We start from the raw sequence: 26647 nt of genomic DNA, 5'->3' as shown, positions 1-26647 counted from the left end.
TTGCAGGAAAAAATTTTGACTGTGCCAGCGACTGTTGTTGATCAGCTTACAAATATGCAGGAAGGGCTGATCTATGTGGAACTGAGAGATATAGAGACAGCTGTCAAAAAATATGGTGTATTTGTTGATAGAGATATCGCTGAAAGCGATGAACGTTTCAGACAGGTAATTCCTTATGTCGTTGTAATGAATGATGACAAAATATTACTTTTAAGGAGAACTGACAAACAGGGTGAAAAAAGACTTCATAATAAATTTTCTGTGGGTGTTGGCGGACATATCAGACGGGAAGATGGTGCAGACCCATGGTGTGCATTTTTGAATGGAATGAAAAGAGAAATAGATGAAGAGGTGAAAGTAGATTTATTAGATTTACAGTACATAGGATTAATAAATGATCTTCAATCACCCGTCAGCAGGGTCCATGTTGGAGTTGCTTATATTGCAACAGCGACTTTTCATGGGTTGAACGAGCCAGATATGTTTGAATACTGGTGGAAAGCTTTGAATGAAATTCGCGTTGATGAGAAAAATCTGGAGGGATGGTCATATCTGACTATTTTGAGATTGAAAGAGCTTACGCAAAGTTAAATCTTTACTTGGACGTGCTTTCCAAAAGACCGGATGGCTATCACAATATAACAGGTCTTTTTCAAACAATAGATTTGCATGATGAACTTGAAATTAGCCAGATCGATAAACGTGGTGAAGTGAGAATAGAGACTAACATCGAAATACAAGGAACAAATTTGATAGAGAAAGCTTTCAGAACAGTTGAGAAGTTTTATAATGTGGGTTTTGGAATAAAAGTGAGACTGAAAAAAAACATCCCGATGGGATCTGGGCTTGGTGGTGGAAGTTCTGATGCAGCAGCTGTTCTTCGGTTCTTAGGAAGAAAACTTAAGATCTCCATCAAAGACTTGTTGATACTTGCTGCTGAAGTTGGATCTGATGTACCATTTTTGATTGTTGGAGGAACGGCAATAGTTGAAGGAAGAGGTGAAAAAGTTACCTTTCTCAACCCTATAAGTGATTACAGAGTAGATCTGTTTTGCCCAACAATTTCTGTTTCTACCAAGTTTGCTTATCAAATGATACACGAATCGACGTACGCAAAAAAACCGGACTTTGCTTTAAAGCTTTATGAAGCTTATTTGAAAAGGGACCATAATCAGATAAAAGCACTTTCTTACAATGTTTTTCAAGAAATAATGACTTCTAAATATCCACAAATACAGGACGCGCTTGATAAAGCTCAGAGGTGCAACCCGATTGTTGCCATGATGACAGGTAGTGGCTCATGTATTTTTGCTGTTCAAGCAGATAAAGGAAAATATAGGTTCATTGAAGATGTTTTTCAGCACCTATAAGCGCAGCGCCGATAGCACCCATCAGCACAGGGTTTTTTGGAATATCGATACGAGTGTTCATGTGTTTTTCGAGAGCAAATTTTACACCTCTGTTTTGAGCTACTCCACCTGTTAAAACAGTCGGGACATCTGCATTGACTCGCTGGCACATTGTGCCTATCCTCCGTGCAATTGCCAGGTGAACTGCGTGCAGTATATCCTCTCGCGAATGACCGTGTGATCTCAGCGAGATCACTTCGGATTCGGCAAAAACTGTGCAGACGCTGCTTATGCTTAATTCTGTTGAATATCTCAGGGAAAGTTCACCTATTTCATCCAACGGGACGTCGAGAACGTTCGCCATCACCTCGAGGAATCTTCCTGTACCAGCGGCGCATTTGTCATTCATAACAAAGTCGATTACCTTACCGTTTTCAATTCTTATCACCTTGCTATCCTGACCACCTATATCGATTACTGTGCGTGTTTGTGGCAGAAATTGATATACTCCTTTTGCATGACAGGTTATTTCAGTTATTTGCTCATCTGCAAAATCCACGGAAGACCTACCGTATCCTGTTGATACGACATAGACAGCTTCTTTTTTGATATTCAATTTTGCAAGCATTTTCTCAAAAATGGCTTTTGATGCTAAGTTAGGATAAGCGCCTGTTTTAATTATGTCTTGATAAACAATCTTCATGTCTTTGTTAATTACAGCTATTTTCGTTGTTGTTGAACCACTGTCAATTCCGACAAAGTAGTAGCATTTTCTTTCCGGTTGCTTTTCTGAATTTTTCACTAATTCTATCAAAGCCTCCATTCGTGTTTTCAATTGAGCGCTGGTGCCGCTGAGATCATTTTCAACAACAGTAAATGGAATTTTAAGGTTTCTCAGAATTTTTTCGTCGAAACCGTAGAAGTCACAAAATTTTATTGTATGTAAGATTATACCGGATGGCCTGTAGAAATTTATTATTTTTTCTATATCTCTGTTATGTGCAGATCGCATACATACGATACTTTTTTTCAAAATTCTGAAGGCCATGTTTTTGAAAACATCGTTGCTGTTAAGATTCTCACCAATTATCGCGAACGGTCCTGAACAGGTTCCATTTAAGGCATATCCCCCGCTGTCTTCGATTACCTTTATCAGGTCTTTTTCAACATAGGCTCCGAGGATCAATATTGGTATACCTTTTTTCTCAACAGAACCAATCCACTTTTGGCAGGTCATCTGTTCATAAAGCTCCGCCGAAGATCTTAAATCGTTGTTAAGCAGTTTCAAAAGCTTTTCACTTTGTTTTTGAAAATTCTTGTGTTCAATGATGAGTTTTTCATCATCGGCTTCTCCGTATCTCTGCTTGAGGTTGTTCCAGAGATTTCTCAAATCGTGAGCCAGCTTGTCGACATTTTTTTCATTTACGGTAACAGGTATGTGAAGGTCGAAAACAGTACAAGCTCTCTTTAAAAAATCTTCGCTTCTTCTCATTGAGTCACACGAATCCACCCAGATGACAATTTCTTCAGGATTCACCGAGGGAAATGAGTTTTTACAGAATGAGCATATATTCGAATGAAACAATTCAAATTCACAACCAGAGTTTTGAATACGTTTTGCAGGTATATCAAGGGCTTTAAAAAACTCAAACGGGACAAGAGGACAATTGTATACAATCACTCTATCATCTCCAAAAAGGCTTCAATTCGTGTTTTGAACTGAGCAGATGACTGATTTGAATGATCCACGCAATCTCCATCTATTGCAAGAAACGGTATTCCAAGTTTTTCAAAATTTTCCTTTATCAAATGAATGCTGCCCCACGACTGCTTGCAACCCCAGTGATTAAAATGTATAACGCCATCAACCTTGAAATCCAGCGCCAATTTGCTAACAAAATCTATTCTTTTTTCAACGGGACCAATTTCCGGGTTTAGCATGAGTTTCTTCGCAAGAGATTGAAAAGGATGCACCGGATCTACCTGCCAGTACAGCCAATCCCATTCGAACTCACTCGTTGCAACAATTGTTTTAGAAGTTCTGCAAAAGATTTTGTAGAGTTCGTTATCGTAATATGGTGCGAGGTGTAACCAGAGAATTTTTTTATTGTTTTCTGGTGGTTTGTCGTATTTGATAAGTGATTTTGCAGCCTTTAAAATATAATGCTTTGGGGCGATATGAAAAGAATACAGTGCGTTGACATGCTGGTACAATTCCATTGGTAGCGGTCTAATGCAAAGTTTATGGTAGGCTTCTCTCATTATATCGAGGGCCTCTTTTTCTATTTCAAGTTGTTTTACAAGTTCTGAATAGACAAATTTCCTTCCAAGATGGTTTTCTATGTTGAAAATAAGATCTTCCATTTGCCTGACCAGATATTCTTCGCTGCCCAAGTGATTGTTTCTTGGAACATCTATGACATAAAGAGGTACTGAATACAGTTTCGAATATGTGGTGAATACAGGGATATTTCCATCACAGAGAATATTCGTTGTTGCTACAAAGGAAGGACCTGGAAAAAAACCCGAGTAACTTATGCCGATTCCTGTCCTGTGAAAGGTGCAAAGATTTCGAGAAATTCCCAAAGATTCGGCTTTTGTTATAGCTGTGTCCTCAAGGAGCATAGAAGCAAACATTCCAGATAATCCTTCGGCAGAAACACAATTGAGTCTGAATGCGTGTATAATTTCAACAGGGAAAAATAGATTGACCCATGCTGTATCACCGCACACAGCTTTTTGTACAGCTTTCAATGCCGCAAAATCCATCCAGCTGGTGAAGTCATTTCTGGTAATGGCAGCCATTTTTCTTCTTGCTAATTCTGCTGACAAGCCAAGATTCAAAAATCTTTTGAACAGCAACGGTTTATCGAGAAATTTTTTCAGAAATCTGCCAAACGCAACGCTTTTCTCACTCATATATGTTTGTTGATCCTCCCGTTTGAGACTGCTTGTTATGGCACAAGAAACAGTATACTATATCTGTAAGAGACTCTTGAATCTGGAGGGAGATAGTGTGTGCGGAGTCTTTGGAATAATCTTCGAAGAAGAGCGCGAAGATCTCGGGAAGATCCTGACAGCAGCTGCTAAAAGATTGGTTTACAGGGGTTATGATTCTGTAGGTATTGGGGTTGTGAGTGAAAGTGGAAGTTCTGATCTGAGAAAAGATGTAGGTATAGTCGATGAGGTCAACCAGAAATTGAACTTTGAACAGATGAAGGGGTTCAAAGGTATTGTTCAGCTCAGATGGGCCACCTTTGGGACACCATCGCAAAAAAATGCCCAGCCTCACTATGATTGTGACAAAAATATGATAGGTGCTCATAATGGGAACATAATCAATACAGTTCAGTTGAGAAAGCTTTTTACTGAAGAAGGTCATACACTGAGGAGTGAAAATGATGGTGAGATAGTAGTTCACGCCATAGAAAAATTTTATGATATCCATCATAATATGGATCTCGCTATTCAGAAAGCTGGCGAAATACTGAAAGGTGACTTTGCGTGTGTTATAACCTGTGTTGATGATAGAAAAATGTATTGCATTAAACGTGGATCTTCTCTTTATCTCGGAGTCGGAAAAGGATTTGTCTGCGCCTCATCTGATCTACCATCAATTATTCCATTGACTCGTAGAATAGTTCCTTTAAGAGATGGAGAGTACGTCGAGTTTGATCATTGTTCTTACAGAATCAGAGATATCAAAACTGGCGATGAAATACAGAGAGAACCTCAAATTATGGACATTTCTTCTGAGGCCGCTTCCAAGCTTGGTTTTGATTATTACATGCTTAAAGAGATCTATGAACAGCCCAGAACAACCTCAACTTTGCTGGAGTTTTTGAGGTTTGATATGGATCTTACAAGATACATTAATATTCTGAATCGTGCAAGAAATATCTTTATAGTAGGATCGGGCAGTTCTTATCACGCATCACTTGCCGGTAGTTATTTTTTCAACAAGTTCGCAAAAAAAGTTTCTGTATCATGTGAGGCAGGAAGGTTTGTTGAAAATTATGCAAATGCGGTTGGAGAAGAAGATGTGCTTATTTTGGTTTCTCAAAGTGGAGAAACCAAGGATGTGATAAACGTTCTCAACTCTCTCGATGGCAAATGCACTGTGCTATCGATTGTAAATGTTACGGGATCCACGGTAATGATGAGAAGTCTTTTAAATGTGCCTCTTTGTTGTGAATTAGAGATATCAGTGCCGGCAACGAAGACTTTTATTAACGAACTCACTGTGCTTTATTATCTCGCGGCAAAGATGAGTTTTGACGATAATTATATAAAACAGATTAAGAATCTGCCAGAATTGCTCGAGAAAACACTCCATCAAGCAGAGCCTCAAATAAAAGAATTGGTAGAATCACAGACAAATTTTTCTGATTCATATGTGCTTGGTTACGGTGTTATGCACCCTGTAGCGCTCGAAGGGGCTTTGAAGATAAAGGAAGTTGTTTACAAGCACTTTGAGGGAATGTATTCTTCAGAATTCAAGCATGGTCCACTGTCGATGGTTGAGGAAAATTATCCTGTCTTTTTTGTTACTCACAGCTCTCAAACCAACATGATTGTGTCTCACATAAACGAAGTAACATGCAGAAACGGGTATGCAATAGCTATTTCTGACGATTCTGAAGAAATTGCATCAAATGTTATGAAAGTGGTTCATTATCCAGATTGTCCATGGTATTTGTCTCCTTTTCTGGCTACAATCCCACTTCAGCTTTTTGCTTACCATTTTGCTATCAGAGAAGGAAAAAATCCAGATCTACCAAGAAATCTTTCCAAAACAGTGACGGTTGATTAGAGAGGAGGGTTATCGTGCCATTTTATAGGTATTATTGTGAAAAATGTAAAAAGGAATTCGAGTTTTTTATGAAAATGGGAGAAAAAGCCCCAGATTGTCCGGACTGCGGAGGGGAATTAGTAAAGCAGTTGCCAAGAATTCAGATAAAAGGTTCATCAAATTCCTGTTCTTCAGGGAGTTGCTCTGGTTGTTCTGGTTGTTCAACTCATACTTGAGGGGGAAATTTTATGAAAGCGGAATATGATGATCTGGTTTATCGCTGCCCATATCTGCCAGATTTTTCTACAAGTGCAGAAATAGAGCCTGCTCAGGGATTCATAGGTCAGGAAAGAGCTAAAAAAGCTGTTGAAACAGCTTTAAAAATCAACGAAAAGGGTTTCAATGTCTTTGTAGTTGGTTTGCCCGGAACAGGTCGCAGAAGTTTTGTAACATCTTTTTTACAAAAATATTCACTAAAAATGCCTGCTCCAAAAGACTGGGTCTATGTTTATAATTTTTCAAATCCATCAGAGCCGAGGGCGATTTCCTTAGAATCAGGAAAAGGATCGCAATTAAAGTCTGATATGGAAAAACTCTCAGAAGAAGTCATTGAGCTGGTAGAAAAAACATTTGAAAGCGAGGATTATGCTTCGAAAAGATCTGAACTTGAAGATGAATATATGCGAAAGAAGACTGTATTGTGGCAAGAACTTCAGGAAAAAGCGAAAGAACTTGGTTTCGCAGTTCAGATCACTTCTACTGGAGTCGTGACTGTGCCAATTTACGATGGAAAACCATTAACTCCTGAAACACTGGATTCTTTACCAGATAATGTGAAAGAGATGTTCAACGAGAATAGCCGAAAGTTGAAACATATAATAGATGGAACACTTTATAAATCAAGAAAACTTGACAGAGAATACAAAGAAAAACTGAAAGATCTCGACAAATATGCCGCACTGTTTACCATAGGAGCTCTATTTGATGAGATAAAGAAACAATATGAGTCAAATTACGACGTTGTTGAATATCTCAGTACTGTGGAAAATGACGTACTTGCAAATCTCAGTGATCTGAGAAGTGAAAACGAGGACCTCAGACAACTGTACAAAAAACGATATTCTGTCAACCTGATTGTCGATAATTCTGAGCTGCAGGGAGCACCGGTGATTTTTGAAAGGAATCCCACTTATTCGAACCTCGCTGGTAAGGTTGAGTATTACAGCAAGGGCGGAATAATGTTGACTGATTTTACGCTTATCAAAGCCGGAGCTTTTCACCGAGCAAACGGTGGTTTTCTGATTCTCGAAGTCGAAAATCTTTTGAAGAATCCGTATGCCTGGGAATGTGTCAAAAGAGCTTTACTATCTGAGGAAATAACGATCGAGAATTTAGAAAATGCCCTCGGATTTTCAAATGTTGTTTCACTTAGACCCCAGCCAATACCATTGAATGTGAAAGTCTTTTTAATAGCCTCCCCAAAAGTTTATTATCTCATGCATGCGTATGATGAAGATGTTAGAAAGCTTTTCAGAGTTAAAAGTGAGTTTGACTGGGAGCTTGAAATGAACGAAGATAATGTGAAGAAATATCTTGGATTTATTTCATCAACTTGTTGTGAATTTAAATTGCCTCATCTCAACCGTGAAGCTGTTGAAAAAATCCTCTGGTATTCTTCAAAACTTGCTGCAGATAGAGGAAAACTCTCTGTCAAACTCGGAGAAATCAGTAGTTTGATCAGAGAAGCGTGCAGCATTGCTGAAGAACGCGAGAATAAAACAATCACAAGGCAGGATGTAGTATGTGCAATTGAACAGAGGGAAGAAAGAGTGAGTTTGATTCAAGAAAAGTATGATTCTCAAATAAAAGCCCGAGATCTGATGATTGAGACGTCGGGAAATAAAATAGGGCAGGTGAACGGATTAACTGTGATGGAACTTTCTGACCATAGTTTCGGTGTGCCTGTAAAAATTACCGCCAGGGCTCATTTAGGTAAATCAGGGGTTGTTGACATACAGAGAGAAGCAGATTTGAGTGGAAAAATTCACAGCAAAGCGGTTTTAACAATTGAGGGGTTTTTTGGCGAACGTTATGCCAGGCATGTTCCATTATCTATCAGTGCAACAATAAATTTCGAACAGGTCTATGGAATGATAGAAGGTGATAGTGCATCGCTGGCGGAGGTCATAGCTTTAATAAGTGCTATTGCAAAAATACCTGTGAAACAGGAAATAGCAGTCACTGGCTCTATGAATCAGCATGGAGAAGTCCAGCCAGTTGGGGGAGTTACTGAAAAAGTTGAAGGCTTTCATAGAGCCTGTAAATTACATGGTATGACAGGCAGCCAAGGAGTGGTAATACCAAAATCAAATTTGAAAAATCTTGTTCTTAACGATGGTGTTTTATCAGATATTAAGCAGGGCAGATTTCATATCTGGACCGTAGAGCACGTCGATGATGCTATAGAGCTTCTCACCGGTAAGAAAGCGGGCAAATTGACGAAAACAGGTGGTTATGAGCGTGGTTCGGTAAATTATCTGGTTATCAAAGCTCTTCAGAAAGCCAGGGAGATATCAGAAAACAGAGTTAAAACATTAAAGAGGAGAAAAACCAGAAAGAGTAAATAAATTCAGCCTTTGCTTTTTCTTTTTTCGAAATTCATTTCTGCTATAGATTTTTGAAGGTAAAGAGGTTCAAGCTCGTGGGGTTTGAGAATGGATTTACTTTTTATCTTTTCGAACACCTTGTTCAATAGAACCTCACCTCTGATAGCTTCGAGCTCATCAGGAGCTGTTTGTGCAATATGTTCAAAGAGTTTTTTTGCATCACCAACTACAATTGGATTATTAAGGGTTTGAACAAAATGTTTAGCCTTTTCAAATTCCATCACAGATGGTTTCAGCATTTCTGTGTTTTCTTTATAGCAAGCTATGTAGACATATCCTTCACGTGCTTTTTTAACTATTACTATTTCGCCCTGATGGTATAGAAAATTTGCTGCGACAACCTCGGATGATGTGACGGCAACAACATTTTTAGAAAAAGCGTGGGCCATCCCTTGAATAAAAGCTATCCCAATTCTCAATCCGGTAAGGCTACCAGGCCCAACGCCACATCCAAAAAGATCGATAGACCCTTTATTAACATCTGCCATGTTGAGAAATTCATGAACCAGAGGGCCTATTTTACTTGCATGTTTCTCGACTCCTCTGTAATTAAGTGTGAGTATATTTTGTTCATTGGAGTACGCTATAACCAGAGTGTCTGTAGAAGTATCTATAGCAAAAATTTTCACGGTAATCTCCCTTTCAATTTTTTCATCAATTGCGATGGTTCTTCGCAGGAAATGAATAAAAATCCATCCTGTTCGTAGAAATCAAGCATTTTATCATTTTTAAACAGAAAAACATTTCCCTCAGACTGTGCAAGTTTTGCATCTATATGCATCTTTTCCAGTAACGTATTGTAAGAATCTTCTATGAGAGAATTTTTCAAAGCTATTAGGACTATTTGTCCACCTTTTTTGTAGAACTCTACGAGATTCTCTATTTCAAAATCGTTGAGCATTCTCAGTTCAGGAAAACTATCTTTCGAGGGTAGAGTTAAGAATACCATCGAGGCATTTGGAACTTTTTTGAAAAATCTTTGAGAATATTCAACCTGATAACCCTGATTTTCTATATCAATTTGTGCAGTTTTCCAGAAAGATTCATAAGTATTTTCATGCGACTGGTCAACTATTATAAGCCCTTTTTTGACTTCAACAGTTCCGGTTTGGGCTTTGAAACCATTCAAAAAGACTTCAACGGTTTGAATACCACTCTCGACATTAGATAAAGGCACCGTAATCTGCTTTATTTCTCTTGCTTTTAATTCAGCTTCTGTTCTGGCTGGCACATTAGAAATTTTAACGCTGATATCGCAATGAACAGGTAAATTTGATGTATTTATGAGGTCGAAATACACATCTACATTCCTTCCGCTTACTTTTTCATGCAAATTAACCACGTGAACATCTCCATATTGTACCCAGATAGGCGAGGTTACTATTTCGTCCCAGTCATTCTGAATCACGTAAAGAAAATACCACTCGTAACCATCTGGAGGCACAATCCTATAGCTGGTTGAAAATTCGTTCGAATTGATTCGCCATTTTGCCACATCTCCGCTCTGGGATACTAACACTGCCTCATAAAATGGTTCATCATCGCTTAATTTTATCTCGAAGTTCAGCTGGGTGGCATCTTTTAAAATAGATCCCATCCAGAAATCGTTGCATTTGAAGAGTATTTTTGCATTTTTATCCTCGGTTGCATAAGTTCTTCGCTGCTTGAGAGCTTCCATAATCGAATTGTAAGTCAGTGCGTCAGCAAGAATAGCAGTTCTTGTATCATTTGCTGATCCCCAGTTTGGTCTGTGGTTGTCCTGATTTGCCGTTGCTCCCACATGCCATCCTTTGTTCAATGCCAGAATATAATTAGAATACATTTCTTTTGTTATAGTTCTCCTGCTTGTATTACCGTTCCCAACTTCGATTAGATTTATATATTTGTCTGCTTCCAGATCATATTCAAAATCGTAGAAATTTCCGTATGTTACTCCCGGATGATTAAATTGAGCAAGGGCTCTGTGAGAAACAATCCATTTATAGAGATTTTTGAGATCGGATTCGTTTCTATCAGTCCAGTCTGTAGTACCATAAACATTTATATGTCCTACCCCACCAGTCCATTCAAATCCCCACATCGCAACAAACTTACCTTCGACCGTAGCATCTTCTGCCATCTTTTTGGTTAACAACAATTTATCCTGATTGTCGATTTTTTGCCGAAAATAATAAGCATGGTCTGTTATTGCCTGAATATCAACATAATTTTTTGCATATGTGTAGGCATCTGTGGGAGTAGAAGAGCCATCTGAAAAAGCAGTATGTGCGTGTATGTTAGCAAAATAAAAATTGTACGCTACGGCGTTTATGGAAAAAATCACCAGGGCAAGCAGTAAAAACTTTTTCAATTTTTACACCTCCATAATGTATTATCTGAGTAATTTTTTCAAAAATTGTCCTGTGTAAGAGGACTCGACTTTTGCAATTTCTTCAGGAGTGCCGGTTGCAACCACATAGCCCCCCTGTTCTCCTCCTTCAGGACCAAGATCTATTATATAATCTGCATTTTTAATGACGTCCAGGTTGTGTTCTATTACTATTACTGTGTTCCCTCTATCAACAAGTCTGTGAAGAACATTTATCAATCTCCTGATGTCCTCAAAATGTAGTCCTACGGTGGGTTCGTCTAAAATATAGACTGTCTTTCCTGTTGGCAGCTTCCTCAGCTCTGAAGCAAGCTTTACTCGTTGAGATTCACCACCTGATAAGGTTGTAGCAGGTTGTCCAAGTTTTATATACCCCAATCCGACTTCAGACAAAAGCTTCAAGGTTCTGAATATCACTGGTACATTTTTAAAAAACTCGAGTGCTTCGTCAACAGACATTTCGAGAACATCGTGTATGTTTTTGCCTTTGTATCTAACTTGAAGAGTTTCTTCATTATAGCGTTTTCCTTTGCAAACTTCACATTCGACGTAAACATCAGCCAAAAACAACATTTCTATTTTTACAAGCCCATGGCCCTGACATGCCTCGCATCTTCCTCCTTTCAGGTTGAAACTGAATCTACTTTTGGAATACCCCTTTGCTTTTGCTTCTGGTGTCATTGCAAAAAGTTCTCTTATACTGTCAAATACCTTGGTGTATGTTGCTGGGTTGCTTCGAGGTGTCCTTCCTATAGGAGACTGGTCTATGGCGATTACCTTGTCTACATTTTCCAATCCTTCGATTCTATCGTATTTTCCTGTTGGCAGTCTGGTTTTGTATATTTCGTTCATCAGAGCAGGATAAAGCGTGTCCAGAATCAGGGAAGATTTGCCAGAACCGGATACGCCCGTCACACAGACAAAAGTTGAAAGCGGGATACTGACTGTCAAGTTTTTAAGGTTGTTGTGGCATGCGCCAATTAGTGTTAATGTCTTTCCGTTGCCCCTGCGCCGGGATTTTGGAAAATCTATTTTTTTTGTTCCGGACAAATACTGTCCTGTGATTGACTCGCCAGGTGATTGAATTAATTTGCTTACAGGCCCAGAATAGACAACCCTTCCACCGTTTTCACCACCGAGAGGTCCCAGATCAACTATGTAATCGGCACTTCTTATCACTTCTTCGTCGTGTTCAACAACAATTACTGTATTATCAAGGTCTCTCAATTTTTTCAAAGTATTTATCAATTTCATATTGTCCCTTTGGTGGAGCCCTATTGTTGGTTCATCCAAAACATACGTGACACCTGTCAGGCCAGAACCTATCTGTGTTGCAAGCCTTATTCTTTGCGCTTCACCACCAGAGAGTGTGTTAACAGTGCGAGAAAGCGTTAAATACCCTAAGCCAACATCAATCATGAACTGAAGTCTTCTTCTAATTTCTTCAGTCAATTCGCCTGCAATTTTTTGCTCTCTTTCCTCAAAAGATTCCTGCAATTTCAAGATGAAATCGTAAGCTTTTTCTATCGTTAATTCCGTTACATCAATTATATTCAATCCATTTATAGTTACAGATAGAGCCTCCGGTTTCAGCTTCTTTCCTCCGCATACGGGGCAGGTTCTCTGAACTATGAATTTTCTTTCGATCCATTCTTTTACATCCTCTGACTCAGTTTCTCTATATCTTCTTTCCAGATTATTGATTACTCCCTCAAATTGCCCGTATCCGTAAAGTACAGCTTCCTGGATGTGATGGGGTAACTGCGAAAAAGCGATATTTGTTGAACCACCAAGCAAGCGAACAGTTTGCTTTATGAGGGATAAATAATATCCGTCATTGCTATATGGCACAATTGCACCCTCATCGATGCTTACATTCGTATTCAAAACAAGCTGAGGATCTACTTGGAGATTGTAACCCAGACCATGGCAATGTGGGCAAGCTCCATACGGGTTATTGAACGAAAATAATTTTGGGTTTATCTCTGGCAAGCCTATATTACATACTGGGCACATCATATGTTCGCTAAATGTCAGTGTTTCGTTTGAATCAATATTCTTGACTTCGACAAATCCGTTACTTTCTCTGAAAGCTATTTCTATATCATCCGCTATTCTGTATTTTTCTTCACTGTTCAGAATTAATCTGTCAATTAAAAGTTTAATTGTATGCCTTTTGTTTTTGTCAAGTTCGTCTATTTCCTCTAATCTTATAATTTCTCCGTCCACTTCCGCCCGAACAAACCCTTTTGCAACAAGGGCTGAAAATTCTTTTTTGAAGGAACCTTTTTTGTCAATCGCAATTGGAGAAAGTATATATATCCTCACGCCTTTTTGAAATTTTGAAAAAAGGTCGTTCACAATTTGATCAACACTCTTTTTCTCCACAGGCCTTCCACAGGACGGACAGTGTGGTTGACCGATCTTTGCGAAAAGGACTCGCAAGTAATCATAAACTTCTGTTGTTGTTCCTACTGTAGATCGCGGATTGTGTGAGACACTTCTCTGATCGATCGCAATTGCTGGAGAAAGCCCTTCTATAGAATCAACATCTGGTTTTTTAAGCTCGCCAAGAAACTGCCTGGCATAAGTAGAAAGAGATTCCAGATATCTTCTCTGACCTTCGGCATATATGGTATCCATCGCAAGGGTTGATTTCCCCGAACCGGACAGCCCAGTTATGACTGTTATTTTTCCTTTTGGAATCTCTACTGAAATGTTTTTAAGATTATGAACGCGGGCCCCTTTGACCTTTATATTATTCAAATGATTCACCTCACTGAAAAAAACCCCCTGCTCAGCAGGGGGATTCCTATTTGGAGCGGGCGACGGGATTCGAACCCGCGACCTTCTGCTTGGCAAGCAGACGCTCTACCACTGAGCTACACCCGCAGTCCTGGGTGCGAGAGGTGGGACTTGAACCCACACGGATTCATCATCCACTGGATTCTAAGTCCAGCGCGTCTGCCAGTTCCGCCACTCTCGCTGGTGACCCGCCCGGGACTCGAACCCGGGACCCCCTGATTAAAAGTCAGGTGCTCTTCCGGCTGAGCTAGCGGGTCACACAAATGCATTTTGATGATATCATACCCAAATACATTTTTCAAGTACCTGTATCATCTTTTCATGAAGCATTTTCTTGATATTTCAAATAATATAATTCCAGCACTGACCGAAACATTCAAAGAATCAATTTTACTGCGCATGGGAATAGATATTAGTTGATCGCATCTTTCTTTCACGAGGCGGCTTAGTCCTTCTCCTTCGTTGCCAAAAACTATAGCGACAGGAGAAATAAATCCTTCTTCGTAAAGATTCTTGCCATTCATATCTGCACCATAAACCCAATAACCTTTGTTTTTTAATTTTTCGATGGTATAGACTATGTTTGTTACTATCACAACAGGTATGCGAAAAACAGTTCCCGCAGAGACCTTAACTACCGCAGGAGTTATCTTGGCGGATCGGTCTTTTGTGATAACGATTGCACTAACTCCAGCACCAACGCAAGTACGTATTATCGCACCAAGATTATGTGGATCAACTATATGATCAAGCAAAACTATAAAATCACCATCGAGATATGTTTCATCTGCATAATTGAAATCAAGATCAATAACTATTCCTTGATTTTTTTCTTCACCACATAGTTTTTCTAAATGTTTAGCCGATGTTTTTATATAATGATAACCGTTTTTCTTGAGGATCTCTTCTATCTCCTGAAACTTTTCGTTGTTACTTTCCCGCAGATATATTTTTTTGACAGGATATCGTATCCTCACGATTTCATCCAGAACACTTTTACCATAAACGATCATCTTTATCATTCTCCACAGCAATTTTCAGCAAATCTATTAATCTTTCTTTATTTCCCTTAAGATAAAGATAACCTATCAATGCTTCAAGAGCGGTACTTTTTCTGTAAAAAATATCATTTCCATATTTTTTTGCTGCTCTGCTGTTTAAAGCACGTTTGACCAGAGAAAACTCCTCCGCGCTCAACAACTCTACTAATCTGTCGAAGCTTCTCGCCTGCCCTTCGCGGGATATGATTTTGTTGACCTCTTTATGAATGGCTTTTACTTTCATTAGTTTTAATGATTTTACTTTGCAATACAATGAATAAATGGCATCTCCTATATATGCCATAGTGGAGATTGGAATTTGCGAAACGTCCAAAATTTCACCTTCTTGCATATTTTCTGAGTGCAATTTCATCCATATAAAGCCTGTTTAATCTATCCTGTTCAAATGCATATCTCTTAAATTGCTTTGCCTTAAGATTTTCGAGAATTTTTCTATCTTTTCTCATTTCAAGGTATTTTTCTTTTAATCTGTCTTCTTCAGATTTCAAATTTTTCAGATCCTGTAGTTTCTTTCTTATATAGTTTTCGGTTGCCTCGACGTACGACCTCCATTGATGAATTTCATTGCCAGATAAACCTCTTGAAGGATCTTGAAGTACCTCCTGGCTCATTTTATAAAGCATCTGCTGTGCTGAATTGATTTCTTCCTGTAAGATGCGCATTCGAGCTCTTACAGAAGCCAGTTCAAGCTTCAGCTGATTTTCTTCGGAAATTCTGAGCTGAAGTACTCTTTCCAATCTAAATTTAAACATAAGCCGCACTCCTGAGTTGAGATTATTTCAGACATTTATATTATACGTGATAAAATCTTATTGATAATCTTCGGGGGTGAACTTGCGTGACTATAGATCTGATAGATTTCAAAATGACCAAAGAAGGCCTTGTGCTGGTGATAAAAGATTACGATAACCTGGAAGATGTTGTGAACCAGTTGACCTCGAAAATATCCCAGATGAGCGGTTTTTTTGCTGCAGGCGATAAGATCATGCTGATGATAGAGAACAACGAAAAACATTCCCATGATATGCCAAGGATAATCTCTATTCTTAAAAAAATGGGGATAGAAGTTTCCCAGATACTTATGGGGGTTACTGCAAAAGAAGGAATTAACGTTCGCGGCAGAATGAAAATGGTTGAAGAAGGCGAGACGAAATCTGGTACGAAAGTTGTCAAAAAAAACCTGAGATCAGGACAAGCTCTGGTACATTCGGGCGATGTTATCGTTATTGGTAATGTACATTCTGGTGCTGAGATTATGGCTGGAGGATCAATTGTTGTGTTTGGAAATGTTAAAGGGATATTAAGAGCTGGGCTTAACGAATCAGATTCCATTGTGGCTGCCTTGTCTATGGAGCCGTCTTTAATACAGATATCGGAATATATTCTCAGGGAAGCTGGTTCATACGACGAACCCGTTGTGGTTCATGTTAAACAAAACAAAATTGTGATTGAGAGTGCCAAAGATGTAAAATTTCAATAGGGGAGTGATAAATTTGAATATCAAAAAGTTGCTTGTGGACCTTTCACAGATTGATGGCCCATCAGGTTTTGAAGATCCTGTTCTGGAATACATAGAAAAGCAAATCAGCCCTTATGTAGACAGAACTTTCTATAACAAAATTGGCACTCTGATTGCTGAAAAGAAAGGTGAAGGAAAAGAAAAATTAGGGATTTTTGCACATGTTGACGAAGTAGGTCATGTTGTAACAAAGATTGAAGAAGGTGGATTTGCCAGGCTTGAAACTGTGGGAGGAGTAGACCCAAAAGTAATGTTTGCTCAAAGGGTCAGGATATATACCAAGAAAGGTATTGCAAGGGGCGTTGTAGGTGTCCTGCCTCCACATTTACAAAAAGAAGAGCATAGAAAACGTGTGCCAGATTTTGACAAAATTTTTATTGACGTTTCATGCAGCGATTTAGGAAAAGACGTCTCTGTTGGAGATGTGGGCGTGATTGAATCTACACCCGTTGAGATAGGTGGAAAAATATGTGGTAAAGCCCTGGACAACAGAGCAAGTTGTGCAGCGCTTATTGTTGCAGCAGAATTGTTGAATTTTATAAAGAATAAGGCGGATGTTTACTTTATCTTCTCAAGTCAGGAAGAAATAGGTGGACCGGGAGCTGTATCTGTTGCTTATCAATTAGAACTTGATAAGGCCATCGTTTTGGATGTCACTCACGGCGAAGCAAAGATTCCGGGTTTTCCGCAAATAAAACTTGGGAATGGGCCTGCTCTTGGTACTGGACCGGTTGTGGACAGAGAATTTTATGCGGAAGTAGCCGAATTAGCACAAAAAAATGGTGTGAAATTTCAGATAGAACCAGTCCCAGGAAGATCTGGTACAGATACTGATGCAGTTCAATTAACTCGCACCGGTATTCGAACAATGCTTGTTTCAATACCATTGATGTACATGCACACACCAGTTGAAGTTGTTGATCCAGTTGATGTTCAGGAAACGGCGAGGCTTATCGCATTGTGTACGGCAATCAAAAAGGAGGGATAGAGTTGTACTTGAAGCAGCTTACCGAGCTTGATGGAGTTTCTGGAAATGAAGAGAAGGTCAGAAAATTCATAGAAAAAGAGATAGAAAAATATGTTGATGAACTGAAGGTGGATATTCTTGGAAACCTGATTGCCTGTAAAAAAGGTACAAAAAGCAAAAGGAAAATAGTAATAGCGGCTCACATGGACGAAGTCGGCTTTATGGTGACAAACGTTGAAGATGATGGAATGCTCTGCTTTGCGCCTGTTGGCGGGGTAGAGACTCAAGTAATGCCCGGAAAAGTTGTCAGAATCAATGGAGAAATCCCCGGGGTAATAGGTTTCAAAGCCATACACATTCAGGAAAGAGATCAGATTTTGAAGCCACCATCGGTGGATCAGATGAGGATCTACATTGGGGCAAAATCTAAGGAAGAAGCTTCGAAGATGGTTAAAATAGGGGATTATGTATCTTTTACAACAGGTTATCACCAGGAGAACGGCAGAGCCACGGGAAAAGCTTTTGATGATAGAGCAGGATGCTCTGTTTTGATGGACATCATTACTCTGGATAATCGTTATGAAGATGATGTTTATTTTGCCTTTCTTGTTCAGGAAGAAGTTGGATTGCGTGGAAGCGCAGTTGTTGTGGAGCAAATTCATCCTGATATTGCAATAGTTATAGAAGGAACAACAGCGGGTGATGACCCGGAGTTGCCTTCTTACCAATGGGCAACTCATCTTGGTGAAGGGCCGGCAGTTACATTTATGCACAGAGGGTATGTAATCAACAAAAGAGTTTATGAATCAATCTTAAAGCTGGCAGAGAAATACTCCATACCATACCAGGCAAAAAGGCGAACGGCCGGAGGTACAGATGCGGCACGTTTTGCAAGGACAGGCGCCGGCACCGCAGCTGGAGTGATATCTGTTCCAGCACGTTATATACACAGTCCTGTTTCAATGATTGATTTGAACGATTATAAAAATACGGTTCTTCTGGTTGAAAAAATACTTGAGGAAGGGGAGGCATTTGCAAAATGATAGATTTAATCAAAAAATTAACAGAAGCTTATGGTCCGAGTGGTAGGGAAGAAGAAGTTCACAAAATAATACTTGAAGAACTTGAAGGTTTTATTGATGGGTATAAATTTGATAACGTTGGTAATCTCTTAGTCTGGAAAACAGGTTCGAGTGGAAAAAAAGTACTTTTTGATGCTCACGCAGACGAAATAGGACTTGTTGTTACAAATGTCGATGAAAGAGGCTTCTTAAGAGTTGAAAGTGTTGGTGGAGTTCCTGCTCATTCATATGTTGGCCACAGGGTTAAATTTCCAGAAGCAACAGGGATAGTTTATGTTGAAGGAGAAACTTTTGAAGAGCAAAAGAAAAATTACTCTAATTTGAATCTGGATGTTATGTTTGTGGATATAGGGGCGAAAGATCGTGATGAGGCTCAAAAATTAGTTCCAATCGGTTCTTTCGGAGTTTATGATTCTTATATGTATAGAAACAATGATTTACTTGTTGGTAAAGCCATGGATGATCGCATAGGATGTGCGGTGATAGTGGAAATGTTCAAACGAATCAAAAAACCGGTTAATACGATTATAGGCTCTTTTTCCGTCCAAGAGGAAGTAGGGCTTATAGGAGCGTCGGTTGCAGCTTACAGTATCTCACCGGATGTTTGTATAGCTATTGATGTAACAGACTCATCTGATTATCCGAAATCTTTTAAGAGGCACTCAATGGTTTTGCGTAAAGGTCCTGCTGTAAAGGTGAAAGATCGAGCATCGATAAGCAACAGAAAGATTGTCGACAGACTTGTTGAAATTGCTCAAAAAGAGAATATTCCGTATCAAATGGAAGTACTTGTTTTTGGAGGTACAAATGCATCTGTTCTTCAAAGGACAAAAGCAGGCATTCCGTCGGCAACAGTTTCGATTCCAACAAGATATGTTCACTCTCCAAGTGAAACTCTATCTCTAACAGATGTGGAATACACTATACAGTTGCTCATGAGTTATGCCGAAAAGGGAGTGTAAAAGTGGCACGCAGGCAGATAAAATTAACTGAGATGCAGGCCCGAATTTTAGCCATATTGATAATTGCTCTCAGTGTTGGATTCGTCAGTTTTACGCTGGCGACTTTTTTCCTGGTGAAGAGTCGCTCCAGTGTGCGCATTGAGATAGTAGAAATGCCATCACCAAAGATAGAAATACCAGCAGAACAGAGTAGCCCTGCGACCATTACAGAATATTCAACCCCTCAGATTTATATGGTGGAGGAGTTTGATTACAAAGAACTTATTGTTCAGGCTACAGAGATGGTTGAAAAAGGAGAAATTTTCTCGGTTTATCTTCTACAATCTGAAGATGCACTGAAGGTCATAAGAGGTTCCAATTTACCATTTCTTATCTGTCAAACTCTGGACGGCTTTTATACAGTTGCAATTGTCGGGGAGTACACATTGAAAGATGTTACTCCTATGAGGACTATTTATGGCGTTCTGGTGCTTTCTGTAGTTAATAAAGATTCTGCCCTTGAAAGAGCTCTTGCTTTAAGAAGTGCAGGATATCCGGCATACCTTATGCATTTTACCCGCGATGGCCGAGACTGGTATTCAGTAGTTGTTGGGGCCTTCAACGATGTAAATTCGGCTGAAGATTACTCACAAAAGTTGAACTGGGAAGAGATAATGAAGATCGCCGGTACCAATCGACCTGGCTATGTCGGGAGAGTGGCACCTTGAAACTGTCTGTGAGCGAGAAAAGACTTGCTTTTTTAGCTCTTGCTGGGCTTTTGCTCTTGCTTGGTTTTGCTTTTGAGAAAATGGAGAATCGGGATTTTCAAAGTGACGAGCAACCTGTTCAAAGAAAAACGGTGCAGTTTCCAATAGATATAAATTCAGCTACATATGAAGAGCTGTTAGAGATACCTGGCATTGGCCCTGCCAAAGCAAGATCGATTCTTGATTATAGAGAAAGTAACGGTCCATTCCAGTCAATAGAGGATCTAACAAATGTTTCGGGAATAGGTAGAGCGACAGCTGAAAAAATGGCGAGTTTTGTTGATCTCAAATACAATTCTTTCGAAAACAAGAAAGTGAATATTAACAGAGCTGACCTTGAAAAACTTTCTGAACTACCTGGAATAGGGGAAGTCAAAGCAAGTGAAATAATCAAATTCAGGGAACGAAATGGGCCCTTCGAGAAACCAGAAGACCTTCTCGAAGTACCTGGAATAGGTCCAAAAACACTTGATAAAATAAGAGATATGATTGATTTTTAAGGAGGTGTCTGTGTGAAAAAAGTATCTATTATCATCGGGGCAGTGAGTTTATCGATTTTCATGATGTTTTTCTATGGAGCAACTCAGGAAAGTCCTAAAATAGTTTTCGTTGATGTGAATCGAATTACCCAGGAATATCCAAAAATGGTTGAACTCAATGAGCGTTACAAAGCAGATTTTCAGTATTATCAGAACAAACTCAATGAGTTAACAAAAGAACTGGAAAACATGCAGAAATCAGGAGCCTCTCAGACTGACATAGAGAAAAAACAAAATGAGATACTCACGAGAAGGCAGCAGTACGAACAACTCCTTCAAAATGAGTATCAACCAAAAATGCAAGAAACGCTCAATGAGATAGCTGACAAAATTGATAAATACGCCAAAATGATGGGTTATGATTATATTATGAACAAGCAGATGCTTGTTTATGGTGATGATGCTTATGATATAACAGATCAGTTGGTGAAATTTTTAAAAGCTCAATGAAAAAGATAGAATGCAGTGACCTTGTAAAAAAATTTGGGAGAAAAGTTGTAGTTGATCACGCAGATCTTTCAGTTGAACAGGGAGAAGTTGTCGGATTACTCGGTCCAAATGGTGCTGGGAAAACGACTATTTTTAATATGATACTCGGCGTTGTTATCCCCACATCGGGGAAAATCATGTTTTCTGGAAAAGACATAACCAAAATGCCTGTGAGTCACAGAGCGAGGCTGGGTATAACTTACCTGCAGCAGGAGACATCTGTTTTCGGCGGGATCAAAGTGCATGAAAACATTGAACTTGTACTCAGATTCTACGAGAAAAATACGATTAAGCGGAGAAAAAGAGTGGAAGAACTTCTAAGGGAGTTTGGTATCTGGGAATTAAAAAATCAATATGCAAATGATCTATCTGGTGGTGAAAAACGTCGACTTGAGCTTGCACGCATGATGGCGCTGAGCCCATCTTTTTTATTGCTTGATGAACCGTTTGTTGGTATAGATCCAAAAACTGTTAAAGATATACAGCAGATGATACGTTTGCTGAAAGACAGAAACATAGGAATAATTATAACTGATCATACTGTAGATGCGCTTGCTCAGGTTGTTGATCGACTTTATATAATCCACAAAGGAAAAATAATTGCTCAGGGAGAACCGGAAAGTGTCTTGAAAAGTGAAATAGTTAGGGAGGTCTATCTTGGAACATGAATGTGGGAATAATTGGTTATTCAGGTCCTGTTGATAAACCACCGGTCAGCAAAATCTCGAATTTGTGTGTTGAGACAGGGAGAGTTCTTGCAGAAAGTGGATATACTATTGTGTGTGGAGGAAGAGATGGTGTAATGGAACTTGTTTCAATAGGGGCAAGGCAAGCTCAAGGATTTGTTGTAGGTGTTTTACCAGCTTTTGAAGATGGAAACAGATATCTGAGTTTGAGAATTAAAACACCTTTTGATAATATAACAAGATCTCTTGTCTTGATAGAGAGCAGTGATGTTGTTTTATCAATCGGTGGAGAAATTGGAACAGCCATAGAAGTCCTCATGGCATACGCAAGGGGAAAACCCGTAGTGCTTTTTACTGGAACTGGGGGTTGGACTGATAGATTTTCGGAGAATTTAATAGAGGGAAAATATCTGGACTCGAGAAAAATAGTAACTGTACAGAAGGCTGCCAGCATAAAGGAAGTTATGGAAATACTTGAGAGAATTGGGAGGCAGATAAAATGACAGTGAGACTTCGATTTGCACCAAGTCCTACTGGGTATTTGCATGTTGGGGGAGCGAGGACAGCTCTTTTTAACTGGCTTTACGCAAGAAAAATGAATGGAAAATTCGTTTTGAGAATAGAGGATACAGACCTTCAAAGATCAACGAAGGAATCAGAAAAAGCCATTATTGAGTCTTTAAAATGGTGTGGTATTGACTGGGATGAAGGACCGGATATCGGAGGAGATTTTGGGCCCTACAGACAAAGTGAACGTGTTTCAGAAGGTATATATAAAAGATATGCTCAGATTTTGGTGGAAAAACAATGTGCTTATTATACAGTTTATGACAAAGTTGACAGAAAGAAAGTTCTTTTCAACACCTTCGAATACCCGGAGGAATACGAAAAAAAAGGGCATGATATAACCATTTCTTTCAGGGTTCCTGAAGGTATCACTAAATTCCATGATTTGTTGAAAGGAAATATGGAGTTTCAAAACTCAGTCATAGGAGATTTTGTCATAGTGAAATCTGATGGTTTTCCAACTTATAATTTTGCTGTTGTTATAGATGATTATTTAATGAGGATTACCCATGTTTTCAGAGGAGAAGATCATCTTTCCAACACCCCCAAGCAGATAATGATCTATAAAGCTCTTGGATGGGAAATTCCGCAGTTTATGCACATTCCGCTGATACTCGGTTTTGACAGAACCCCATTGAGTAAAAGGCATGGCGCTACTTCTGTTGAACATTTCAGAAAAATTGGCATACTGAATATGGGATTGATGAATTATCTTGCGTTGCTTGGCTGGAGTGTGGGGGAAGAAGAGGTTTTTGATGTGAAGGAAAAACTGGTAAATTTCGAACCTGAAAGTATATCCAATAAAGGTGTGATTTTTGATCCTGAAAAGCTCGAGTGGGTGAATGGTAAGCACATGAGAATGATTAATATTGAACAGCTATGGAATGAATTTGTCGAATGGATAAAATTCACTAACAGGAAAATACCACATTGTGAAGAAAGCTATGCTTTAAAAGTTTTAAATGTATGCAGAGAAAAAGTCAATACACTTTCTCAATTATATGATTTCTCGTATTCATTTTTCTTTGATGATTACACGTTAGAAGAAAGGTTTGTCAGTGAATATCTAAGCACATCATATGCCAAGGAAATCCTGAGAAAAGCTGTAGTGTTGTTCAGTGAGTTGAAAGATTGGTCGATAGAGGGAACAGAAAAGGTATGCAGAGCATTGGCAGACATGAAGATAGCTTCTAAAAACAAGGTTTTTCAATTGTTGAGGGGCGCTGTTACGGGAAAACTTGTTACACCGGGATTGTTTGAGACTCTTTCAATACTTGGAAAAAAGCGGGTAATTGAAAGATTTGAAAAATTACTCAACAGTGTAGATTGTTGAGTTTCTATATTATCAGATAAGAGATAACATATCTCTCCGCCATGTGTGGTAATGGTAGTTGCCTTGTTGTGCAAATTTATTATCTAACGAGGAGAGAAGGACAAAACGGTTGAACAAAAAAGATGAAGAAAAGTAAGATTTGAACTGATAAGAAAGCGGGTTATTTTTGAAATGAAACATACAATTTTTAAAGGCAAGCTTCTATCTCGGGTAACCAGAAGCCTGCCTTTTATTGATGTTGCTAAATATAGATTATCAATTATTTTTGATCATATTCTTAATTGCTTCAATTGCTTGCTCTGTGGTCATATTTCTTATATCTACGCCGATATGTTTTGATTTATCAAAATTGCTCTCTTCAAAGGCATCTCTGTACATCTTTTTTTGCATTGCTGGATCGCAGCCTGCCACATAAAGCTTTTCTATATGTTCGTCTTTTGTCAACGTCTTCAAATAAATATCCCCATCGTCCGCACACAATTGTGGATGAAGTGCTACAAAATCAACCAGTTTTTCCCTTCTTATGGCATTGAGCACTTCAAAAACGTTCATTTGATGAAAAGATGGACAAGTTCCCTGACAGACACACAGTAACAATCCTTTTTTACCCATGAGTTTTCACCTCCGCCGAATAAGTTATCGCACCATAATCACAAAGTTTCTGGCAGCCTCTGCAAAACTCCACACACTCGAGTGGATTAGTAACAACAGGTTTACCATCTTTAATTGTGTAAACTCCATGAGGGCAGAAATTTGCGCAGCTTAGACACCCAGCGCATTTGCTGTAGTCAATAACTGGATACCAGTTTTTTGCCAATTTCATCTCCTCCTTTTTAAAATGAATATTCCTTAGCAATCTTTTCCGCCAGATTTATGAGCTCAAGAACCCTGGAATCTTTGAGAACGATTCTTTTTCTTTGCCCTTCTCTTTGCAACTCGATGATCCCGGCATTCTGTAAGATGGCTATATGTCTTGAAATAGTCGTTTTGTCAATGTGATTTGCAGCCTCAAGATCGCATATACAAAGATCCTGTTTTGCCGCCTGTTTTATGATTTCAATTCTCCATTTACAGGATAGGGCTTTGAAGATTTTTTCAGTATGCACAATTTTCCTCCTTTCATTGTTGTACAATTATACAACTATTCTCGTAAAAATATCCTGAAAAATATCTTTAAAATTTCATATCATTTTTCAGAGAGGTGCTTAAAATTTACTCGAGAAATAGAGCTTTTATTATCTTGCAGCAGTTTTCCCCTTACTAAAAAGTTTTTGATTTTCTCCTGTGTGGCTTGTGACTGTACAGCTGTGCAGGAAGCAAAACAACGAATTTACAAGCTCATCTTGTTATGTGAAAGGTTGATAGATCGTTTCTCATAATTAAATTCAGATAATAGATTGGTTCAACCTGATTTTGAACATAGATCCATCGCTGCATGTGCAGAATCTGGGTTTCTTCAGATAACACTAACAGGGCTCTTTCTTCTTTTTCTGCCACACGCGGAATTATTATTTGTTCAACTTTTGATATCGATACATCTGTTTCATTAACGAGTATTTTCGCAATGGATTTTGACAGGTCTTTACCATCAAAAACATGTGCAGTTTTTGGATGGAAATACGAATCTTCAATCGCCACCGGCACTTCATCAACATAACGTAATCTTCTGACATAAAGACATTTTGCCGCATATTTGAAACGAAGCTTCTGCTTCAGTTTTCTATCAATATCTATGTATTTTTTCTCAAGTACAGTGTTTTTAGAGTGAATATTAAAAGTTTCCAGAGCATAACTTAAACTTATCAAAGGCTCAAAACCAAGAGAAGGTCTTATTCTTTTAACAAAAGTACCAATCCCGTGTTTTTTGACAAGATATCCCTCCAAAACAAGGCTATCTATAGCTGATCTAACAGTAGCCCTGCTGACTTTATAGATTTTCATTAGATCAAACTCTGCAGGAATTTTTTCCCCTTCTTTCCAATCACCTTTTAGTATTTTTTCTTTCAGTTCCTGTTTCAGCTGAACATAAAGGGGCATGGCATTTGTCCTGTCTATCAACCAAGCATTCCTCCACAGATGAAGTATATCCTGATTATAACTCAAGATTTCAGGTAGTTATCATAATGTAGTACTCAAAGAATTATTTACTGTTAGCGGAACTGGTATAAATGATACAATCTGTATAAATATAACTGTTACTATGCGAATGATGTCAAATGCAAAATAATTATAGGGTGATAATATTACTCCTTGCAAGCTAAAGCAAGACAGTGTAACAGACTATATTTGATTGGTACTTCTATTCAAGGACTTGAAATTTTCACAATGAATCAGGGCAAGTGTTTTTGTACTTGTTGATGACTAAACAAAACTTTGAAAATAGCTATCTACATGTACAGGGGAGATACTGAAAGGTACTAACTTTTTCGTGAATTTTCATTTAAAACTTCACATTTCAGAAGATGCACAGCCGCAATATGTGTGTTAGTTTATAAATACAAGGAAAGGATCAAATTAAAGTTGCACTTGTAGAGTTATCAGTATTTCAACTTGACATAAACATCTACAGGATTTTATAAAAAATAATAGCAAAAATAGCAAAATATGTCTTTGATAAAAGATGTTAAAATAATTGCTGTGAAGTATGCATGAAAAGAAAATATTACTTTACTTACGTCTCAAAATGGGTTCAGATTTTAAACCTATCAAATGAGGA

Annotated in this window: 27 protein-coding genes and 3 tRNA genes; 15 read left to right on the top strand and 15 right to left on the bottom strand. The window is 38.6% G+C overall.

What is annotated here, in order from left to right; all coding sequences use genetic code 11:
- Complete coding sequence (locus TEL01S_RS07630; RefSeq protein ID WP_012003522.1) at positions 1 to 591, top strand: NUDIX domain-containing protein; 591 nt, start codon at positions 1 to 3, stop codon at positions 589 to 591.
- A complete protein-coding gene (gene ispE / locus TEL01S_RS07625) occupies positions 543 to 1370 on the top strand; it encodes a 4-(cytidine 5'-diphospho)-2-C-methyl-D-erythritol kinase (RefSeq protein WP_012003521.1) in 828 nt (275 codons plus the stop codon). Before TEL01S_RS07630 ends, ispE begins: the two co-directional genes overlap by 49 nt.
- Here ispE and TEL01S_RS07620 read toward each other — a convergent pair.
- Positions 1342 to 3030, bottom strand: a complete 1689-nt coding sequence (locus TEL01S_RS07620; RefSeq protein WP_012003520.1) for an acyl-CoA dehydratase activase — start codon at positions 3028 to 3030, stop codon at positions 1342 to 1344. The two genes, ispE and TEL01S_RS07620, sit on opposite strands and share 29 nt — an antisense overlap.
- Entirely contained in the window at positions 3027 to 4268 is a 1242-nt protein-coding gene (locus TEL01S_RS07615; RefSeq protein WP_012003519.1) for a 2-hydroxyacyl-CoA dehydratase subunit D, read from the bottom strand. Before TEL01S_RS07615 ends, TEL01S_RS07620 begins: the two co-directional genes overlap by 4 nt.
- Positions 4269 to 4365: 97 nt before the next feature.
- On the opposite strand from TEL01S_RS07615, the gene glmS reads away from it, so the two are divergent.
- From glmS to TEL01S_RS07600, 3 genes are read left to right on the top strand one after another with little or no spacing between them, the layout of a single operon-like run.
- Positions 4366 to 6162, top strand: a complete 1797-nt coding sequence (gene glmS, locus TEL01S_RS07610; RefSeq protein ID WP_028843875.1) for a glutamine--fructose-6-phosphate transaminase (isomerizing) — start codon at positions 4366 to 4368, stop codon at positions 6160 to 6162.
- A 14-nt stretch (positions 6163 to 6176) separates the two neighbouring features.
- A complete protein-coding gene (locus tag TEL01S_RS11215; protein ID WP_028843876.1) occupies positions 6177 to 6377 on the top strand; it encodes an FmdB family zinc ribbon protein in 201 nt (66 codons plus the stop codon).
- 12 nt (positions 6378 to 6389) lie between these two features.
- Complete coding sequence (locus tag TEL01S_RS07600) at positions 6390 to 8768, top strand: Lon protease family protein (protein WP_012003517.1); 2379 nt, start codon at positions 6390 to 6392, stop codon at positions 8766 to 8768.
- A gap of 2 nt (positions 8769 to 8770) precedes the next feature.
- Here TEL01S_RS07600 and tsaB read toward each other — a convergent pair whose 3' ends face one another.
- From tsaB to fliJ, 9 genes are all read right to left on the bottom strand, one after another.
- Positions 8771 to 9436, bottom strand: coding sequence for a tRNA (adenosine(37)-N6)-threonylcarbamoyltransferase complex dimerization subunit type 1 TsaB (tsaB, locus tag TEL01S_RS07595; protein ID WP_012003516.1), 666 nt, complete (start codon positions 9434 to 9436; stop codon positions 8771 to 8773).
- Positions 9433 to 11157, bottom strand: coding sequence for a CehA/McbA family metallohydrolase (locus tag TEL01S_RS07590; RefSeq protein ID WP_012003515.1), 1725 nt, complete (start codon positions 11155 to 11157; stop codon positions 9433 to 9435). The genes tsaB and TEL01S_RS07590 overlap by 4 nt, the downstream gene beginning before the upstream one ends.
- A 21-nt stretch (positions 11158 to 11178) precedes the next feature.
- Positions 11179 to 13941, bottom strand: coding sequence for an excinuclease ABC subunit UvrA (gene uvrA / locus TEL01S_RS07585; RefSeq protein ID WP_012003514.1), 2763 nt, complete (start codon positions 13939 to 13941; stop codon positions 11179 to 11181).
- Between the two features lie 51 nt (positions 13942 to 13992).
- Positions 13993 to 14067 (bottom strand) — tRNA-Gly (locus TEL01S_RS07580).
- A 9-nt stretch (positions 14068 to 14076) separates the two neighbouring features.
- Positions 14077 to 14161 (bottom strand) — tRNA-Leu (locus TEL01S_RS07575).
- Positions 14162 to 14237, bottom strand: a tRNA-Lys gene (locus tag TEL01S_RS07570).
- Between the two features lie 54 nt (positions 14238 to 14291).
- Entirely contained in the window at positions 14292 to 14993 is a 702-nt protein-coding gene (gene rlmB, locus TEL01S_RS07565) for a 23S rRNA (guanosine(2251)-2'-O)-methyltransferase RlmB (protein WP_012003513.1), read from the bottom strand.
- Entirely contained in the window at positions 14977 to 15354 is a 378-nt protein-coding gene (locus TEL01S_RS07560) for a Mini-ribonuclease 3 (protein WP_012003512.1), read from the bottom strand. The genes rlmB and TEL01S_RS07560 overlap by 17 nt, the downstream gene beginning before the upstream one ends.
- A gap of 4 nt (positions 15355 to 15358) precedes the next feature.
- Positions 15359 to 15793, bottom strand: a complete 435-nt coding sequence (gene fliJ, locus TEL01S_RS07555; protein ID WP_012003511.1) for a flagellar export protein FliJ — start codon at positions 15791 to 15793, stop codon at positions 15359 to 15361.
- A gap of 98 nt (positions 15794 to 15891) precedes the next feature.
- On the opposite strand from fliJ, the gene minC reads away from it, so the two are divergent.
- The 10 genes from minC to gltX are packed head-to-tail and all read left to right on the top strand — an operon-like array spanning position 15892 to position 23931.
- On the top strand, positions 15892 to 16521 hold the full coding sequence (gene minC / locus TEL01S_RS07550; protein ID WP_028843878.1) for a septum site-determining protein MinC: 630 nt from the start codon (positions 15892 to 15894) through the stop codon (positions 16519 to 16521).
- 13 nt (positions 16522 to 16534) lie between these two features.
- Entirely contained in the window at positions 16535 to 17548 is a 1014-nt protein-coding gene (locus tag TEL01S_RS07545) for a M42 family metallopeptidase (RefSeq protein ID WP_012003509.1), read from the top strand.
- A gap of 2 nt (positions 17549 to 17550) precedes the next feature.
- A complete protein-coding gene (locus TEL01S_RS07540) occupies positions 17551 to 18570 on the top strand; it encodes a M42 family metallopeptidase (RefSeq protein WP_012003508.1) in 1020 nt (339 codons plus the stop codon).
- Entirely contained in the window at positions 18567 to 19571 is a 1005-nt protein-coding gene (locus TEL01S_RS07535) for a M42 family metallopeptidase (protein ID WP_012003507.1), read from the top strand. The genes TEL01S_RS07540 and TEL01S_RS07535 overlap by 4 nt, the downstream gene beginning before the upstream one ends.
- Positions 19572 to 19573: 2 nt before the next feature.
- Positions 19574 to 20278, top strand: a complete 705-nt coding sequence (locus TEL01S_RS07530) for an SPOR domain-containing protein (protein ID WP_012003506.1) — start codon at positions 19574 to 19576, stop codon at positions 20276 to 20278.
- Complete coding sequence (locus tag TEL01S_RS07525) at positions 20275 to 20817, top strand: ComEA family DNA-binding protein (RefSeq protein WP_012003505.1); 543 nt, start codon at positions 20275 to 20277, stop codon at positions 20815 to 20817. The genes TEL01S_RS07530 and TEL01S_RS07525 overlap by 4 nt, the downstream gene beginning before the upstream one ends.
- Before the next feature lie 12 nt (positions 20818 to 20829).
- Complete coding sequence (locus tag TEL01S_RS07520) at positions 20830 to 21306, top strand: OmpH family outer membrane protein (RefSeq protein WP_012003504.1); 477 nt, start codon at positions 20830 to 20832, stop codon at positions 21304 to 21306.
- Positions 21303 to 22013, top strand: coding sequence for an LPS export ABC transporter ATP-binding protein (gene lptB / locus TEL01S_RS07515; protein WP_012003503.1), 711 nt, complete (start codon positions 21303 to 21305; stop codon positions 22011 to 22013). Before TEL01S_RS07520 ends, lptB begins: the two co-directional genes overlap by 4 nt.
- A complete protein-coding gene (locus tag TEL01S_RS07510) occupies positions 22010 to 22534 on the top strand; it encodes a TIGR00725 family protein (RefSeq protein ID WP_012003502.1) in 525 nt (174 codons plus the stop codon). Before lptB ends, TEL01S_RS07510 begins: the two co-directional genes overlap by 4 nt.
- Complete coding sequence (gltX, locus tag TEL01S_RS07505) at positions 22531 to 23931, top strand: glutamate--tRNA ligase (RefSeq protein ID WP_012003501.1); 1401 nt, start codon at positions 22531 to 22533, stop codon at positions 23929 to 23931. Before TEL01S_RS07510 ends, gltX begins: the two co-directional genes overlap by 4 nt.
- 255 nt (positions 23932 to 24186) lie before the next feature.
- On the opposite strand, the gene TEL01S_RS07500 is transcribed toward gltX, so the two are convergent.
- The 4 genes from TEL01S_RS07500 to TEL01S_RS07485 all read right to left on the bottom strand — a co-directional run bounded on the left by TEL01S_RS07500 (position 24187) and on the right by TEL01S_RS07485 (position 25989).
- On the bottom strand, positions 24187 to 24543 hold the full coding sequence (locus TEL01S_RS07500) for a hypothetical protein (RefSeq protein WP_012003500.1): 357 nt from the start codon (positions 24541 to 24543) through the stop codon (positions 24187 to 24189).
- Positions 24536 to 24754 carry a 4Fe-4S dicluster domain-containing protein gene (locus TEL01S_RS07495; protein ID WP_228369006.1) on the bottom strand — a complete coding sequence of 73 codons (219 nt, stop codon included), beginning with the start codon at positions 24752 to 24754 and terminating at the stop codon, positions 24536 to 24538. Before TEL01S_RS07495 ends, TEL01S_RS07500 begins: the two co-directional genes overlap by 8 nt.
- A 10-nt stretch (positions 24755 to 24764) precedes the next feature.
- Positions 24765 to 25037 (bottom strand): ArsR/SmtB family transcription factor, encoded by a 273-nt coding sequence (locus TEL01S_RS07490; RefSeq protein WP_012003498.1) that lies wholly within the window; start codon positions 25035 to 25037, stop codon positions 24765 to 24767.
- A gap of 232 nt (positions 25038 to 25269) precedes the next feature.
- Positions 25270 to 25989, bottom strand: coding sequence for a GntR family transcriptional regulator (locus TEL01S_RS07485; RefSeq protein ID WP_012003497.1), 720 nt, complete (start codon positions 25987 to 25989; stop codon positions 25270 to 25272).
- Positions 25990 to 26647 lie beyond the last annotated feature (658 nt).

The organism is Pseudothermotoga elfii DSM 9442 = NBRC 107921, from assembly GCF_000504085.1.
GTDB lineage: Bacteria > Thermotogota > Thermotogae > Thermotogales > DSM-5069 > Pseudothermotoga_B > Pseudothermotoga_B elfii.
This window is presented reverse-complemented; position numbering and strand designations above follow the sequence as displayed.